Here is a 16,121-nt window from a genome sequence, read left to right on the forward strand (position 1 = left end):
CCGCCGATGACCGACTCGATCCGCCCCGACGTCCGCCGTCTCGACGAGATCCCGCAGTTCGACCACTCCCGTGCCGAGGCCGCCGTACGCGAGCTCCTGATCGCCATCGGGGAGGACCCCGACCGCGAGGGCCTGCTCGAGACGCCGGCCCGGGTGGCGCGCGCGTACGCCGAGCTCACCGCGGGCCTGCGGATGGCCCCCGAGGACGTGCTGACCACGACGTTCGACATCGGCCACGACGAGATGGTGATGGTCCGCGACATCGAGCTCTGGTCGATGTGCGAGCACCACCTGGTGCCCTTCACCGGCGTCGCCCACGTCGGCTACATCCCCGCCGAGAGCGGCAAGATCACCGGGCTGTCCAAGCTGGCCCGGCTGGTCGACGTGTACGCGAAGCGCCCCCAGGTGCAGGAGCGGCTCACCACGCAGGTCGCCGACGCGCTCATGGACATCCTCGAGGCGCGCGGCGTGATCGTGGTGATCGAGGCCGAGCACCTCTGCATGACGATGCGCGGGGTGAAGAAGGCCGGCGCCCGCACCATCACCTCCGCCGTCCGCGGCACGATGCTCTCGAACGCCACCACCCGCGCGGAGGCGATGGCGCTGATCCATCGCCGGTGAGGTGTGTGGTGCGGGTTTCGGCTGCTGACCGCCGAACCCCGCACGACACGCCGTACCCCACCGGCGTGTCGCGTGGGTTTCGGCTGCTGACAGCCGGAACCCCGCCCGCCGGCACGGAGGCCGCTGGACCCGCCCGGAGCGGTCGGCACTAGCCTCGTGGGCATGCCGACGACCATCCCGTTGCTGATGGGCGTGGTCAACGTGACCCCCGACTCCTTCTCCGACGGGGGCCGGTGGCTCGAGCCGGACGCCGCGATCGAGCACGGTCGGGCACTGCTCGCCGACGGCGCCGACATCCTCGACATCGGCGGCGAGTCCACGCGTCCCGGCGCGACCCGGCCGCTGGTCGAGGAGGAGCTGGGCCGGGTCATCCCGGTGATCACGGCGCTCGCGGCCGACGGCGCCCGGGTCTCGGTCGACACGATGCGCGCCGAGGTCGCCGAGGCGGCGGTGGCCGCCGGGGCGGCGATCGTCAACGACGTCTCGGGCGGCCTCGCGGACCCGCGGATGCTCGACGCCGTGGCCGACCTCGGTGCGACGTACGTCGCGATGCACTGGCGCGCCCACGCCGACCATATGCGCGACTTCGCGGTCTACGACGGCCCCGGCGGGGTGGTGGCCGCGGTGCGCGACGAGCTCGCGGGCCGCGTCGACGCGATGCGGGCGGCCGGCATCGAACGCGACCGGATCGTGCTCGACCCGGGCCTGGGCTTCGCCAAGCGGGCCGAGCACAACTGGGAGCTGCTGCGCGACCTCGGGCCGTTGCACGCGCTGGGCTATCCGCTGTTGGTGGGTGCGAGCCGGAAATCCTTCCTCGGTAGGCTCCTTGCCTCCGGCGGGATCCCGCGCCCGGTCGACGAGCGCGAGCACGCCAGCTCCGCGCTCACCGTGCTGCTCGCCCAGCAGGGCGTGTGGGGCCTGCGCGTGCACGACGTACGAGTCGCGAAGGACGCCCTGCTGGTGCTGGCCAGGTTGGAGCTGGCCAGGTTGGAGACGGATCGCGAAGGAGCTACCGATGGTTGACGAGCTCGCCGTACTCGGCATCGAGTGCTACGGACACCACGGGGTCTTCGAGTTCGAGAAGCGTGAGGGTCAGGTCTTCGTGATCGACCTCGTGCTCGGCGTCGACAGCACCCCGGCGGCGGCCAGCGACGACTTGCGAGACACCGTGGACTACGGGAGCCTCGTGGCGCATGTGAAAGCCGCCGTGGAGAAGGATCCGGTCGACCTGATAGAGACCCTGGCCCAGCGGATCGCGGACGTCTGCCTCTTGGACGATCGTGTTGAATGGGCTCGGGTGACGGTCCACAAGCCGAACGCACCCATCGACGCGACGTTCTCGGACGTCGCGCTGACGATCACCCGGAAGGGCCACCGTGACTGAGACCCCGAACCCCCACATCGTCGACGCCGACACGCTGACCGGGGAGATGCGTCCGATCCGTCGAGCGGTGCTCGCCCTCGGCTCGAACCTGGGTGAGCGGATGGCCAGCCTGCAGGGCGCCCTCAACGCGATCGCCGACACTCCCGACGTGTGGATCACCGGCGTGTCCCCGGTCTACGAGACCGACCCGGTCGACTGCCCGCCCGAGGCGAAGACCTACCTGAACGCCGTTGTGCTCATCGACACGACGCTGGCCGCCCCGCGGCTGATGGACCGCGCGCTCGCGATCGAGGACGCCTTCGAGCGCGAGCGGAGCGAGGTGCAGAACGCCCCCCGCACGCTCGATGTCGACCTGATCGTCGTCGGCGACCGGCGCAGCGACGAGGAGTCGCTGCGACTGCCGCACCCGCGGGCCCACCTGCGCGCCTTCGTGCTGCAGCCGTGGCTCGACGTCGACCCCGGCGCGGAGTTCCCCGACCGGGGTCCGGTCGCCGACCTCCTGGACCAGACCGACCGGAGTGGCATCAAGCTGCGCGACGACCTGGTCCTCGAGTTGCAGTGACGCTGCTGCGGGTGGGGCGGTGAACGACGGTCCCAGCGGTCCCGAGGACCGCCCCGGCAGGCTGCGGCCGACCTCGGCGGCCACGCTCACCGCCTGGGCCGTCGTGGGGCTCGTCGGCGGCTGGTTGCTCCGCACGCTCGTCGTCCGGTCGGGTGGCACCCCGCCGATCGTCACCTGGGCCCAGCCGCTGGCGCTCGTGCTGGTCGCGGCGATCCTGGGCACCACGGCGTACCTCACCTGGCGGACCGTGCACGTCCACCACGAGCTGCTCCAGCCGCACCAGGCCGTCAACCGGCTGGTGCTCGCGCGCGCGTGCGCGCTCGTGGGCGCGTTGGTGGCCGGCGGCTACCTCGGGTACGCCGTGAGCTGGGTCGGCGTCGGCACGGAGCTCGCCGACCAGCGGGTGCTGCGCTCGCTCGTCGCCGGGCTCGCCGGCGCGGCGATCGTCGGCACCGCGCTCCTGCTCGAGCGCGCGTGTCGCGTCAGATCCGACGACGAAGAGTCCTAACCTGCTGGTATGGCTTCCCCCCAGGCTCGACCGGAGCACCCCGCCGCGGCGGCCACTCGCTCCAGCCGGCGTCGGCAGCGCAGCACCCGGCTGACCGTCGCCGTCGCCCTTCTCGTGCTCGCCGCCCTCGTGGTGGCCGGCGCCATCCTCAGCGGCTCGTGGCTCCTCGTCACGCTCGCCGCCGTGCTCGGCGTCCTCCTCGGCGCCGCCGCCACCCGGATCACCCACAGCGAGCTGGCCGCGACCCGGCGCGCCGCCGCCCGCGACCGCGCCGAGCAGGCCCAGGCCTACCGGCGCCTCACCGACGAGCGGGCCGCCGAGAACGCCGCGTTCGTCGACTCCATGGAGGGCCGCCTACGCCGCCAGGAGGCGCTCGCCCACGAGCTCGAGGAGGCGCTCACGACGGCCCAGCAGCGGGCCGCCGACGCCACCCGCAAGCTCAACGTGGAGGCCCGCCGGGCCGAGGCCGCCGAGCGGCAGGGCCGCGAGACCGCCGATCGGCTGGAGGAGCGCCTCGCCGAGGCGGAGGAGCGCGCCGCGGAGGCCGTCGTCCGCGTCGTGGAGCTCGAGCAGGAGCTCGACGTGGCCCGCGCCGAGCTGCTCACGGTCACCGAGGCCTGGCGCGCGGCCGAGGCCGGCCAGCGCCGGCACGCCTGAGTCCCAGGTCACGCCGAGCGGGCCGGAAACTTCTGCGGAGTTCGCGTCAGCCCGCCCCGACCGGGGCATACGATCGAACGTGATTCCCGATCAGAACCGGTTCGAGAGCGACCCCGACGCGGCCCTGGGGCCGGTGGTCGGGCTGCCACCCGGCTGGTCCGTCGGGAGCCCGGACGCCGCGGATCGCTTCGACGTGGCGCGGCTCGCGCGCCTGCTGCGTGACCACGAGCGACACGGCCGCGGCTGGGCGGGAGCCGGGGTCGACGACGTGCTCGTCGAGGTGTCCGAGCACGGGCTGCGGATGCGCGAGAACGTCGTCGTGCGCGACGCCGACGGGGAGATCCAGGCATGGGGGAGCGTGCACGACCGCTCGGTCGGCCGGATGCTGTTCGTACACGTCGTCGCGCGCGACCTCCCCGACGACATCGCAGATCGGTGCGCCGAGCTGCTCGTCGAGTGGGCCCGGGCGCAGGCCCGCGCGGTGGGTGCCGCCCGCGGGCTTACGACCCAGCAGATCGACACGGGCGCGTTCCAGGGCGACGAGCGGCAGGCGCGCTGGCTGCGCGAGTCGGGCTTCGAGCGGGTCCGCACCTGGTGGCAGATGAGCCGGCCCGTCGTACCCGCCGAGCTGGGGCTGGTGCCCGACCCCGCGCACTGGGAGAAGGACGGCGTCGTGATCCGGCTGGTCCGCCACGGCGACGGCGGCCTGCCCGACGAGGACGACCTGCGCCGGATGCACGACGTGCTCGAGGGCGCCTTCGTCGACCACTTCAACTCCAGCGAGGAGACCTTCGAGGAGTTCCTGCACCGGCTGCGGGAGGACCCTGGACACCGCTGGGACCACTGGTGGCTCGCCGAGCTCGTCGACGGCCCGGAGCCGGTGCCGGTCGGCGCGCTGGTGGGCACCGTCTCCGAGACCCGGGGCGGTCCCGACGGCTCCTACGTCTCCTACCTCGGCGTGCTCTCCGCCGCCCGCGGTCGCGGGGTGGCCAAGGGCCTGCTGCGCACGATCGTCGCCGACGCCGCGCTGCGCGAGCGGGACCGCGTCGGGCTCGAGGTCGACGCCGACTCGCCCACCGGTGCCGCCGGCCTCTACACGTCGATGGGCTGGGCGACGAAGTACGTCACCGAGTCCTGGCACCGGGACGTGCCGGTGGCCTGACTTCTCGGCGAATGCTGACCTACGCCGACGCGTCCATCTCCGCCAACGCGGCCCGCAGGGCCTGGTGCACGCCGTTGGGGGTGAGCACACCCACGAAGCGCGCGCCGTCGCGGACGCCGATCATGCCGCGGTCGTCGCGCAGCAGCACCGCGAGGGCGTCGCCGAGCGAGATGTCGAGGCCGACCGCGTCGCCGAGGTCGCCGCCCCGCACCCCGTCGAGGGGCTCCAGGTGCGCGGGGTCGAGCGGGGTGACGGTGAGGCGCCGCAGGCCCGACGTGGAGCCGACGAACTCCGCGACGAAGTCGTCGGCCGGCCGGCCGAGCAGCCGGGCCGGGGTGTCGAACTGGGCGAGCCGGCCGCCGGCCGCGAAGACCGCCACCCGGTCGCCGAGCCGCACCGCCTCATCGATGTCGTGGGTGACGAAGACGACCGTCACGCCGAGCTCGTCGTGCAGCCGCAGGAACTCGTCCTGCAGCCGGGTCCGCACCACCGGGTCGACCGCGCCGAACGGCTCGTCCATCAGCAGCACCGGCGGGTGCGCCGCCAGGGCGCGCGCCACGCCGACGCGCTGCTGCTGGCCGCCGGAGAGCTGGTGCGGATAGCGGTCGGCGTACGTCGCGGGGTCGAGCCCGACCAGGTCGAGCAGCTCCCGGCCGCGTTCGCGGGCGATCGCCTTCGACTCGCCGTACAGCAGCGGGACCGTCATCACGTTGGCCAGGATCCGCTGGTGCGGGAAGAGCCCGACCTGCTGGATCACGTAGCCGATGCTGCGCCGCAGCTGCACGGGATCCTTCGCCGTGACGTCCTCGCCGTCGATCTCGATCCGCCCGGTGCTCGGCTCGATGAGGCGGTTGATCATCTTCAGCGTCGTGGACTTGCCGCAGCCCGACGGCCCCACCAGGCAGACCAGCTCGCCCCGGGCCACCTCGAGGTCGAGCTCCTGGACCGCGACCGTGCCGTCATCGTAGGTCTTGCCGACGCCGGAGAGCCGGATCATGGGGTGGGCGCCCGTCGAGGGGGTAGCGTCCATGCGGTGACCCTACTCGCGGCGGCCACGGCAGCAGCGTCATCGGCGGACGACCCCAGTTGCTACAGCCGGCTCACGAACGAGTGGTTCTGCCGCCAGTACCTCCAGGACTACCGGTCCGAGATTGTGGACGCGACCGTCGAGCACATCCAGATCACGATCGCCGCGGTCGTGCTGGCCGTGCTGATCGCGTTCCCGCTCGCGCTGGTCGCGCGGCGACTGCCGCGCCTGGAGAGCAGCATCCTCGGCGTCTCGACCGCCCTCTACACGGTGCCGTCCCTCGCGCTGTTCCCGCTGCTGGTCCCGTTCACCGGCCTCACCGCGACCACGGTCGTCATCGGCCTCGCGATCTACGCGCTCACGATCCTGGTGCGCAGCATGCTCGAGGGACTGCGGTCGGTGCCCGACGAGGTGCGCGAGTCGGCGACCGGGCTCGGGTACGGCGCGACCCGGCGGCTGCTGCGCGTCGAGCTGCCGTTGGCGCTGCCGGTGATGATGGGCGGCCTGCGGGTGGCGACCGTCTCGACGGTCGCGCTCACGACCGTCGGCACCATCGTGTCCTTCGGCGGCCTGGGCAACATGATCAGCGACGGGGTGCTCACCAACTTCCGGGCCGAGCTGATGACCGCCTCGATCCTGTGCGTCGTGCTGGCGGTCGTGCTCGACCTGCTGATCGTGGGCTCCCAGTGGCTGCTGACGCCGTGGACGCACGGGAAGGCGGCCGCGGCATGACGGTCCTCTCCGACGCCTGGGACTACCTCACCACGGCGTCGAGCTGGACCGGTGAGGACGGCATGCTGCAGCTGATGGCGCAGCAGCTGCTGCTCACCGGCACCGCGCTGCTGGTGGCGATGGTGATCGGGCTGCCGCTCGCGCTGTGGCTGGGTCACCTCGGTCGCGGCTCGCTGCTGGCGATCAACGTCTCGAACGTCGGGCGCGCGGTGCCGACGTTCGCGCTGCTCGCGCTGCTCGTGGTCGCCGACTGGCCCGGCACGCGGGAGTTCGGGCCGTACGGCCGCGCCGGCCTGGCCACGATCATCGCGCTCACCCTCTTCGCGCTGCCGCCGATCATCACCAACGCCAACATCGCGGTGCGGGAGGTCTCGCCCGCGGTGCGCCAGGCGGCCGACGGCATGGGCATGACCGGCGGGCAGAAGTTCTGGCGGGTCGAGCTCCCGCTGTCGGCGGGCCTGGTGCTCTCCGGCGTCCGCCTCGCGCTCGTGCAGGTCTGGGCGACCGCGACGATCGCCGCCCTGGTCGCGGGACCCGGGCTCGGCGAGGTGGTCACCGACGGCTTCCTCCGCACCAACTACGGCAAGGGCATCGCCGGGGCGATCGTGATCGCGGTGGTCGCACTGGTGCTGGAGGCCGTCGGTGCGTTCGCCCAGCGGATGCTCGACCCGGTGCCGCGGACAACGGTTCGGAAACGGCGTCGAGGAATGTCGGAGGCCGCCCCTATCGTTGCCGAGAAGGCCGACGCCGTCGGCCCCTGACGGCCTGTGCACGTGGGTACGTCGACAGCTCGATCCGGACACGCGCGGTGCGCCCGCGGGACACAGAAGGTGAAGCACATGAACGTCCGACGATCCCTGGCTGCGGTCCTCGCGGTCGGGTCCCTGCTCCTGGTCACGGCCTGTGCCGGCGACGACCTGGACAACAACGCCAGCGACGACGAGAGCACCCCGGCCGCCTCCGGCAGCGCCGACCAGGGGCCGGTCCACATCGCGGGGCAGAACTTCCCCGAGGCCCAGCTGGTGGCGGCCATGTACGAGGAGCTGCTGACCAACGCCGGCTACCAGCCCGACGTCAAGCTCGTCGACGCCCGCGACGCCTACATGCCCACGTTCCCCGGCGACGTCGACGTGGTGCCGGAGTACGTCGGCGGCATCGTCAACTTCCTCAACGGCCGGGCCAACGGCGCCGACGCGGAGCCGTTCACCGCGGGTGACGGCGCCGAGCTGGCCGACCAGGGCAAGGACCTGCTCGACGAGGCCGGCATCACGCTGCTGGACCTCTCGCCCGCGACCGACACCAACGCGTTCTTCGTGACGAAGGACTACTCCGACTCCGAGGGCGTCACCCAGCTCTCCGACCTCGAGGGCAAGTCCGTCGTGCTGGCCGCCGCGCCCGACTGCAAGGGCCGCCTCGACTGCGAGGGCGGGCTCTCCGACGAGTACGGCATCGACATCACCAAGGTGCTGCCGCTGGGCTACGCCAGCGACCAGACCTACCAGTCGGTGCTGAAGGGCGAGTCGCAGCTCGGTGAGACCAGCACCACCGACGGCACGCTCGAGTCCCAGGGCCTCGTGGTGCTCGACGACGACAAGCAGATCCAGCCGGCGCAGAACCTCGTGCCGGCGGTCAGCACCGAGTTCCTCGACGCCCACCCCGACATCGCCGACGTGCTCAACCCGCTGATGGCGGCGCTGACCACCGAGAAGCTCACCGAGCTCAACGGCCGGATGGCCGTCGATCGCGAGAAGGCCGCGGACGTCGCCCACGACTTCCTCACCGAGGCGGGGCTGCTCTGACCCCGGGCCGGTCGCGGCGTCCCGGCGTCCGGTCGGTCGCGCGCGCGGTGCTGCCGGGCCGGGTCCGCCGGGCGCTCGGCTCGGCGCTCCGGTCGGCGGGCCGCCCGTCGGTCGACGTCGTCGTCGTGGTCGAGCCGATCGACCTGCCGCGACTCGGCGAGGCGCTCCGCTCGGTCGGCGCGCAGCACGGACCGACACCCGGCGTGCTGCTCGCTCCGGTCGCCGGCGCCGCCGTCCACGCGGGGCTGGGCCGGCTGCTCGACGAGCAGCCGACCTGGCAGCGGGCGGCGTCCGCCGCGCTGACGGCGTCCGCCGCCGACCTGGTGCTGTTGCTGCGCGGCTGCGACACGCTGGCCCCCGACGCGGTGCGGTCGGCCGCCGACCGGCTCGGTGGCGCCGGTGAGCCGGCCGCGCTTCCCCGACTGGAGCAGGCGGGCGAGCCGGAGCCCTGGCTGCGCCGTCTCCAGCACGCCGACGAGACCCTCGAGGTACGGCTGGCCGGCGCGGTGGTGCGGCGCGCCGCCTGGGGCGGCCGGACGCTGACCGAGCACGACGACTGGCTGTGCTCGCCCACACTCGCCGGCCTCGTCGCCGAGCACGGAGCGCCCGTCGCGCTGCCGGCTCCGGGCGTGACCTGGTACCCCGACCACGGCACCCGCGCCTACGGCGCCACGCCCAGCCTGCTGCCCGGTCTCGGGCAGCGGCTGGAGCAGTGGTCCCGGGTCGAGGGCCGGCTCGGCGGGGACCCGCGACTGGCCGAGCGGTGGCGCCGCACGGTCGTGGGGTTCGAGCTGCCGCGGCTGCTCCAGGACGCCGAGCGCGCCGCCGAGACGCAGTGGTCCGAGCTGCGGCGCGTGGCCGAGCGGGCCACCGCCGACGCGGGCTGGACCGCCGGCGTCGGTGCCGCGGCGCGGGCCCTGGTCGCGCTCGCCGCCGCCGGCCGGCGCACCGATCTCGAGGCCGTCGCGGCCGAGCTGCTCGGGCTCGGCGACGACCTGCGCACCGAGCGCCGCGGCGGCGAGGTGCTCGCCGTCTGGCCCGTCGCGGGACTGGCCGACGAGGTGCGCCGGCTCGACGAGAGCGAGACGGCACCGATCGCGCGGGTGGCCCGCACCGGTGCCGGGCGCACCGAGCTGTGGCTCGGCGTCCCCGGCGTGGACCTGGCCGACCCCGCGACCGTCGTCGAGGTCCGCGACGCCCGCGGCGCCGCGCTCCCGGTGACCGTGCTCGACCCCGGCGAGGCGACCCGTTGGTGGGACCGTCGGTTCCAGGCGGCGGTCGCGGTGCGGGCGGAGGTGTCCGGTCCGGCCGGGCTCGAGGTGACGGTGCGGGCCGGCGAGCTGACCCGCACCGCCCGGGTCGACGTCCCCGCGGCCGTCGCTCCGAGCCCCGGCCCGGTCACCGTCGCCGGCCTCGACGTCGTCGACGACGGGCTCCTGCTCACCGCGACCGGACGCGTCGACGACCTCCGGGTGCTCCGCCGCGGCGACGTGCCGATCCCGGTGCCGGTGCGCCGTGACGGTGACCGGGTGGCCGTCGCGCTGGAGACCGACGTCCTCGGCCGCGCGACCGCGCTGCCGCCGGGCAGCTACCGGATCGTCGCCGGCGAGGCGAACGTCGCCGTGACCGGCGACCTGCGCGCGCGGCTCCCGGCCGAGCACCGCACTGCCAGCCACCGGGTGCGCGCGCACCTCGGGCCGCGTGGCGGCCTCGTGGTCGAGCTCGGCCCACCGCTCGCCGACGACGAGGCCGGTCGCCGTGCCCAGGAGCGGCTCCAGGCGGCGTACCGCCTCGACGACCGCCCGCTCGACCCCGGCCTCGTCTACTTCGAGAGCTACGCCGGCCGCACCGCCACCGACAGTCCGCGGGCGATCTTCGAGGAGTTGCGCGGCCGACGTCGCGATCTGCGCCTGGTCTGGGGGGTCGCGGACGCCGGGCAGCGGGCGCCCGACGGCGCCGAGCAGGTGCTGCTGCGCAGCCGGCAGTGGTACGACGTGCTCGCCCGGGCGCGGGCGCTCGTGGTCAACACCGACACGGACGCGTGGTTCCGCCGGCGGCCGGACCAATACCTCCTGCAGACCTTCCACGGCTACCCGTCGAAGGCGATGGGCGCCAGCCAGTGGCAGGCCCAGCACTACCCGCCGGCGAAGGTCCGCGAGCTGCGGGCCCGGGGTGTCGACACCTGGAGCGCGATCCTCACCCCGACCCCGGAGATGACCCGCCTCTACCGCGAGCAGTACTCCTACGCCGGCCCGGCGCTCGAGCACGGCTACCCCCGCGACGACGCCCTGGTCGGGCCCGACGCCGCCGACCGGCGCGCCGCGGCCCGGCACCTGCTCGGCATCCGCGCCGACCAGACCGCGGTCCTCTACGCGCCCACCTGGCGCGAGCACCTGGCCTTCCGGCCGCGCGGCGCACGGATGACCGAGCACCTCGATCTCGCCCGGGCGGCCGCCGCGCTCGGCGACCGCTTCGTGCTGCTGCTGCGCGGGCACCGTTTCCACACGCCCGCCCCGGTCGAGGTCGGCGGGGCCCGGGTGGTCGACGTGACGGCGTACCCCGAGGTCAACGACCTGATCCTGGCGGCCGACGCCAGCGTCCTCGACTACTCCTCGATGCGCTTCGACGTGGCGCTCACCGGTCGGCCGATGGTCTTCCTGGTGCCGGACCTCGACGACTACGCCCGCGGCAGCCGCCGCTTCCTCTTCCCCTTCGAGGAGTCGGCGCCCGGGCCGCTGGTCGTCGACACCGGGGGCGTCGTCGAGCAGCTCCTCGACCCGAGCCTCGCCGAGCGCTGGGCGGGCCCGATCGCGGAGTTCAACGCCCGCTGGAACCCGTTCCAGGACGGGCGCTCGTCGGTGCGGGTCGTCGACGCGCTGGCGGAGGTGCTGGCCAGGGAGGCGGATGCGGGACGGCGTGGACCCAGCCGTTAGGTTGGTCGCCGTGAGCCGCCTCGCTGCCCGTCGCCACCAGGCGACCGTGCTCGCCCGCCGGGTCGCGCGCCGGGCCGCCCGCACCCGCCTCGGCCGCCGCATCCGTCCCCCTCGGGTGAGCGTGATCGTGCCGTTCTACAACGTCGAGAGCTACATCGCGGAGTGCCTCGACAGCATCGTGGCCCAGGAGTTCACCGACTTCGAGGTGCTGCTCGTCGATGACGGCTCGCCCGACGGCTCCCGGGCGATCGCGGAGCGATACGCCGCCCGCGATGCCCGGTTCCGCATCGTCACCCGCGAGAACGGCGGCCTCGGCGCGGCCCGCAACACCGGCGTACGCGCTGCGCGCGGCCGCTTCCTCACCTTCGTCGACTCCGACGACAAGCTCACCCCGGGGGCGCTGCGCCGGCTCCACGACAGCGCCGTACGAACCGGATCGGACATCGTCGCCGGTGCCGTGGACCGCTTCAACGTCGCGAAGGACTGGTGGCCCACCTGGGTGCCCGAGGTCCACGACGACGTCCGCGAGCGGGTCACGATCGAGCAGTACCCCGCGCTGCTGCGCAACCTCTACACCTGGAACAAGCTGTTTCGGCGCGACTTCTGGGACGCCCAGGACCTGTGGTTCCGCGAGGGCGTCGCCTACGAGGACCAGCCGATCGTCACCCAGCTGCTGGCCCGTGCGGCGGCCATCGACGTGATCCCCGACCACGTCTACCGCTACCGCGCCCGCGACGACCTGAGTTCGATCAGCCAGCAGACCGCCAGCATCAAGGACCTCCGCGACCGGATCGCCGCCTGGCGGACCAGCCGCGACGTGCTGACCCGGGAGCTCACCCCCGAGCTCTACGACGAATGGCGGCTCACCCTCTTCCAGGTCCACTTCCACTGGTACCTCACCAGCCCCGGCACCGTCGACGACGACTACTGGAGCGAGCTGGTCGCCGCGATCCGCGAGCTCGCCGAGGGCGCGCCCGAGTGGGTGTGGGACCAGACCCTCCCCAACCGCCGCCTGCTGGTCGAGCTCGCGATCCAGGACCGTCGCGCGGACCTCCAGGAGCTGGTCCGCCGCAAGGTGCAGAACCTCCCGCCGTGGCCGTCGCGGCTGCGTGACGACGGCGTCCTGCTCGAGCTGCCGCTGCTCGGCGACCCCACACTGCCGGACGAGCTCTTCGTGATCCACCCCGACCAGCTCCAGCTCTGGCACCACGTCGAGAACTTCCACTGGGAGACCGACGCCGACGGCCAGGTCGTCGCGCGGATCACCGGCCGCGCCTACCTGGGCAAGGTCGACCTCTCGAGCCACGAGCAGCGCGTCGCCGTCGTGCTCCGCGACGACCAGACCGGTGAGGAGCACGTCAGCTGGTCGACCGAGACGCCGGAGTCGTCGTTCGAGCCGCCGATGGAAGACGCCTGGTGTGACTACAACCCCGGCCTCTTCGGCGTGCGGGTGCCGATCGGCCGGCTCGCGACCGCCGCGAGGCACGGCTCCTCGTGGACCGTGCAGCTGCGCGTCGAGGTCGGCGGCCTCAGCGTCACCCGGCCCGTGCAGCGGCTGCTGCGCAGCGGCGCGGCCGGCCTGGTGCCCGCGGTGCTGCTGACCGGCGGTGGCCGGCTGCTCCCGGAGTGGCAGGTCAACCGGGTGCTGCGGCTCACCGTCGACCGGACCGCCGCCGTCGTGCGCGACGTCGAGCTCGACGGGCGGACCCTGCGCGGCACCGTCGTCGACACCTCCGGGGTCACCGCGATCGTCCTCAACGACGGCAACGACCGGGCGGTCGCCCCGCTGGCGGCCGACGGCGGCTTCCAGGTCACGCTCCCGCGCGTGCCGGCTCCCAAGCCCGGCGCCGCGGTCGAGTGGCGACTGGTCGCCCAGCGCTCCGCGCAGTCCGGCGAGGACGCCGGTCGCAGCGACGTCGTACCGACCGACGACACCTACGCCTACCCGGCCGGGGTCGCGCTGGCGGTCGACGTACGCCGCGACGCCGCGCTGATCGTCCGCGAGTTCGGCGCGGGCGTGCGCGTCGACACCGCCGAGCTCGGGGCCGACGGGGTGTTGCGCGTCTCCGGCCGCGTCGTGGGCCGGTCGGCCAGCAGCCTGCGGATCCGGGCCCGCAGCAAGCGGAGCCGCGCCGTCGGCGAGTTCTTCCCGGTGACCGCGGGCCGGTTCACCGCGGAGCTGGAGCTGCGTCACCAGGTCTACCGCTTCGGCCGGTGGCCGTTGCCGCTGGGCGACCACGACCTGGCCGCCGACCTGACCGTCGCCAACGGCGACGTCGTGCGGGTGCCGATGCAGGTGTCGCGCCGGCTCAACGACGTGCTCCCGGCACCGGTGCGCACCGAGCAGATCGAGGGCCGGGTCGTGCGCGGCCCCGACTCGGTCGTACGGGTCTCGATCCTGCGCCCGATCGGCGACGGCCGCGGCACCTACCGGCAGAACCGGCTGCGCTCCGCGCCGCCGCGCACCCGGCTCGCCCGCGGCCTGCTGCTGCGGTCGTACTTCGGCGAGCTGGCCACCGACAACGGCCTCTCGATCCAGCGCGAGCTGCGGCGCCGCGGCTCCGACCTGCCCGTCTACTGGGCCGTGCACGACCACTCGGTGGTGATCCCCGAGGGCAGCATCCCGGTCGTCGTGAACAGCCCGCAGTGGTACGAGCTGGTGCAGTCGGCGACCTACTACGTCGACAACATGTACCAGCCGGAGTGGCACCGCAAGCCCGACGGCCAGGTGCTCGTGCAGACCTTCCACGGCTACCCGTTCAAGCAGATGGGGCACACCCACTGGCGCAACGTGCAGTTCTCCCAGGCGCGCATCGACTCCTACGACGAGCGCGCCCGGCAGTGGGACTACCTGATCTCGCCGGCGCGCTACGCCACCCCGCTGCTGCGGCGCGACTTCGCCTACGACGGCGAGGTCCTCGAGATCGGCTACCCGCGCAACGACGTCCTCCGGTCGTCGCTCGCTGAGCCGATCCGCGAGGCGACCCGGGCGGCACTCGGCATCGAGCCGCACCAGAAGGCGGTCCTCTACGCCCCGACGTTCCGCGACTACCTGTCGGTCGACGACAACAGCGCGTGGTGGCCGGACTTCCTCGACTTCGAGCGGGCCGCCGCCGCGCTCGGTCCCGACTACGTGATCCTGATCCGCGGCCACGCGTTCAACGCGCGCTCCGAGCACCGGCTCGGCTCGCTGCGCGGCTGCATCGACGTCACCGACTACCCGGAGATCTCCGACCTCTACCTGGCGGCCGACGCCGGCGTCGTGGACTACTCCTCGCTGCGCTTCGACTTCGGCGTCACCGGCAAGCCGATGGTCTTCCAGGTGCCCGACCTGCAGCGGTACCAGGACACCCGCGGCTGGCTGTTCGACTTCGAGCCGACCGCGCCCGGCCCGCTGGTCGCGACGACCGACGAGGTCACCGACCAGCTGCGCGACCTCGACCGGCTGCGCGCCGAGCACGCCACGGCGTACGAGAAGTTCCGCGCCGACTTCCTCGACCTCGAGGACGGTCGCGCCGGCGCCCGCTTCGTCGACGCGGTGATGGTGCCGCGCGGCGACGCGCCGCCGGACCCCGGCCCCGAGAAGGAGACCCGATGAAGCTGCTGATCCTGATCACCGGGACCGGCCGGAGCGGCACCAGCACGATGTCGGGCACGCTGCACCACCTCGGCCTGTTCGTGCCGGGGCCCTACCTCGGCGCCAACGAGTCGAACCCGAAGGGCTTCTTCGAGTCGAAGTGGGCGGTGCGCTTCCACAAGCAGGTCACCGATGCGGCCGGCATCCACGAGTTCGACAGCCGACCGACGGCGTTCGGCCGGGTGCAGGAAGCGATCACCGACGACCAGCGCCGGCGCCTGGTCGCCTTCCTCGCCGAGCAGGCCGAGCAGAGCGACCAGGTCGTGGTGAAGGACCCGCGCACGGTGTGGACCCAGGAGCTGTGGCGCTGGGCCGCCGCGGAGGCCGGGCTCGAGCTGCGCTGCATCTCGATGCTGCGGCACCCGGCCGAGGTGGTCGGCAGCCGCTCGACGTACTACGCCAACCCCGACGACGAGGTGGCCCGCCGGCGCTACGAGACGTTCAACGTCGCCCGCTGGGTCAACAACTCGATCGTCAACGAGCGCGAGACCCGGGCGCTGCCGCGGGCGTTCGTGCGCTACACCGACCTGCTCACCGACTGGCGGCCGGTGCTCGCCGGGCTCGGTACCGACCTGGGCCTGACCTATGACGTCGACGTCACCACCGACGCTCCCAGCCCGGTCGACGAGTTCATCGATCCGGACCTGCGCCGGCACCGGGTCACCTGGGACGACCTCGAGGTGCCCGCCGACCTCCAGGACGTCGCGCAGCGGATCTGGGACGACCTCGACGTGCTCGCGAACAGCCACGGCGTCGACGCCAGCGCGTCCGCCGACCTCGACGTCCTGTCGGCCCGCTACGACCGGCTGCTCGCCGACGCCACCGCCGTCAGCCACGACGCGATCGAGGAGGTGCGCCGCGAGGCCCGTGCCGCCGGTGCTCGCGAGGCCCGCAAGGAGGCCGGCGCCACCGCGCCCGCGACCGTCGCCGACCGCCGGGTGGGTGAGACCGGCAGCAAGGACCTGCTCCGGGTCGTGGCCGGTCGGGTGCGCTCGAAGCTGCGCCGAGGCTGAGCCGGCCCCGGTTGGGCGATTCTCGGCGCCCTTCCGGCGGCGCCAGGATGGGCGCGCGTCCTCCGTCGTCAAGGGGTTCGCTTCGC

Annotated in this window: 14 protein-coding genes; 13 read left to right on the forward strand and 1 reads right to left on the reverse strand. The window is 73.6% G+C overall.

Annotated features, from left to right (window positions below):
* Positions 1-6 precede the first annotated feature (6 nt).
* The 7 genes from folE to FHU40_RS29510 all read left to right on the forward strand — a co-directional run bounded on the left by folE (position 7) and on the right by FHU40_RS29510 (position 4,894).
* Positions 7-621: a GTP cyclohydrolase I FolE gene (folE, locus tag FHU40_RS12570; RefSeq protein ID WP_183592668.1), complete on the forward strand. Its 615-nt coding sequence runs from the start codon at positions 7-9 to the stop codon at positions 619-621.
* A gap of 162 nt (positions 622-783) precedes the next feature.
* The gene (gene folP, locus FHU40_RS12575; protein WP_183592669.1) at positions 784-1,644 is read left to right on the forward strand and encodes a dihydropteroate synthase; all 861 of its coding nucleotides are present in this window, start codon (positions 784-786) and stop codon (positions 1,642-1,644) included.
* Complete coding sequence (gene folB / locus FHU40_RS12580; RefSeq protein WP_183592670.1) at positions 1,637-2,005, forward strand: dihydroneopterin aldolase; 369 nt, start codon at positions 1,637-1,639, stop codon at positions 2,003-2,005. Before folP ends, folB begins: the two co-directional genes overlap by 8 nt.
* The gene (gene folK, locus FHU40_RS12585) at positions 1,998-2,567 is read left to right on the forward strand and encodes a 2-amino-4-hydroxy-6-hydroxymethyldihydropteridine diphosphokinase (RefSeq protein ID WP_183592671.1); all 570 of its coding nucleotides are present in this window, start codon (positions 1,998-2,000) and stop codon (positions 2,565-2,567) included. Before folB ends, folK begins: the two co-directional genes overlap by 8 nt.
* Positions 2,568-2,586: 19 nt before the next feature.
* Entirely contained in the window at positions 2,587-3,075 is a 489-nt protein-coding gene (locus FHU40_RS12590) for a DUF3180 domain-containing protein (RefSeq protein WP_183592672.1), read from the forward strand.
* A gap of 9 nt (positions 3,076-3,084) precedes the next feature.
* A complete protein-coding gene (locus FHU40_RS12595; RefSeq protein WP_183592673.1) occupies positions 3,085-3,732 on the forward strand; it encodes a hypothetical protein in 648 nt (215 codons plus the stop codon).
* A 79-nt stretch (positions 3,733-3,811) separates the two neighbouring features.
* Positions 3,812-4,894: a GNAT family N-acetyltransferase gene (locus tag FHU40_RS29510; protein WP_183592674.1), complete on the forward strand. Its 1,083-nt coding sequence runs from the start codon at positions 3,812-3,814 to the stop codon at positions 4,892-4,894.
* 19 nt (positions 4,895-4,913) lie between these two features.
* Here FHU40_RS29510 and FHU40_RS12605 read toward each other — a convergent pair whose 3' ends face one another.
* Positions 4,914-5,924: an ABC transporter ATP-binding protein gene (locus FHU40_RS12605; protein WP_215526295.1), complete on the reverse strand. Its 1,011-nt coding sequence runs from the start codon at positions 5,922-5,924 to the stop codon at positions 4,914-4,916.
* Positions 5,925-5,927: 3 nt separating this feature from the next.
* Here FHU40_RS12605 and FHU40_RS28245 point away from each other — a divergent pair, with 3 nt between their 5' ends.
* The 6 genes from FHU40_RS28245 (at position 5,928) to FHU40_RS12635 (ending at position 16,035) form a co-directional block, all read left to right on the forward strand.
* Positions 5,928-6,653, forward strand: a complete 726-nt coding sequence (locus FHU40_RS28245; protein ID WP_183592675.1) for an ABC transporter permease subunit — start codon at positions 5,928-5,930, stop codon at positions 6,651-6,653.
* Positions 6,650-7,414 carry an ABC transporter permease gene (locus tag FHU40_RS12615; protein ID WP_183592676.1) on the forward strand — a complete coding sequence of 255 codons (765 nt, stop codon included), beginning with the start codon at positions 6,650-6,652 and terminating at the stop codon, positions 7,412-7,414. Before FHU40_RS28245 ends, FHU40_RS12615 begins: the two co-directional genes overlap by 4 nt.
* 78 nt (positions 7,415-7,492) lie before the next feature.
* Positions 7,493-8,452 (forward strand): ABC transporter substrate-binding protein, encoded by a 960-nt coding sequence (locus FHU40_RS12620; protein WP_183592677.1) that lies wholly within the window; start codon positions 7,493-7,495, stop codon positions 8,450-8,452.
* A 47-nt stretch (positions 8,453-8,499) separates the two neighbouring features.
* On the forward strand, positions 8,500-11,385 hold the full coding sequence (locus tag FHU40_RS12625) for a CDP-glycerol glycerophosphotransferase family protein (RefSeq protein WP_183592678.1): 2,886 nt from the start codon (positions 8,500-8,502) through the stop codon (positions 11,383-11,385).
* A gap of 10 nt (positions 11,386-11,395) precedes the next feature.
* Positions 11,396-14,983: a CDP-glycerol glycerophosphotransferase family protein gene (locus tag FHU40_RS12630; protein ID WP_183592679.1), complete on the forward strand. Its 3,588-nt coding sequence runs from the start codon at positions 11,396-11,398 to the stop codon at positions 14,981-14,983.
* A complete protein-coding gene (locus FHU40_RS12635; RefSeq protein WP_183592680.1) occupies positions 14,980-16,035 on the forward strand; it encodes a sulfotransferase family protein in 1,056 nt (351 codons plus the stop codon). Before FHU40_RS12630 ends, FHU40_RS12635 begins: the two co-directional genes overlap by 4 nt.
* Positions 16,036-16,121: the final 86 nt, after the last annotated feature.

Source organism: Nocardioides soli, assembly GCF_014191495.1.
In the GTDB taxonomy this organism is placed as follows: Bacteria; Actinomycetota; Actinomycetes; order Propionibacteriales; family Nocardioidaceae; genus Nocardioides; species Nocardioides soli.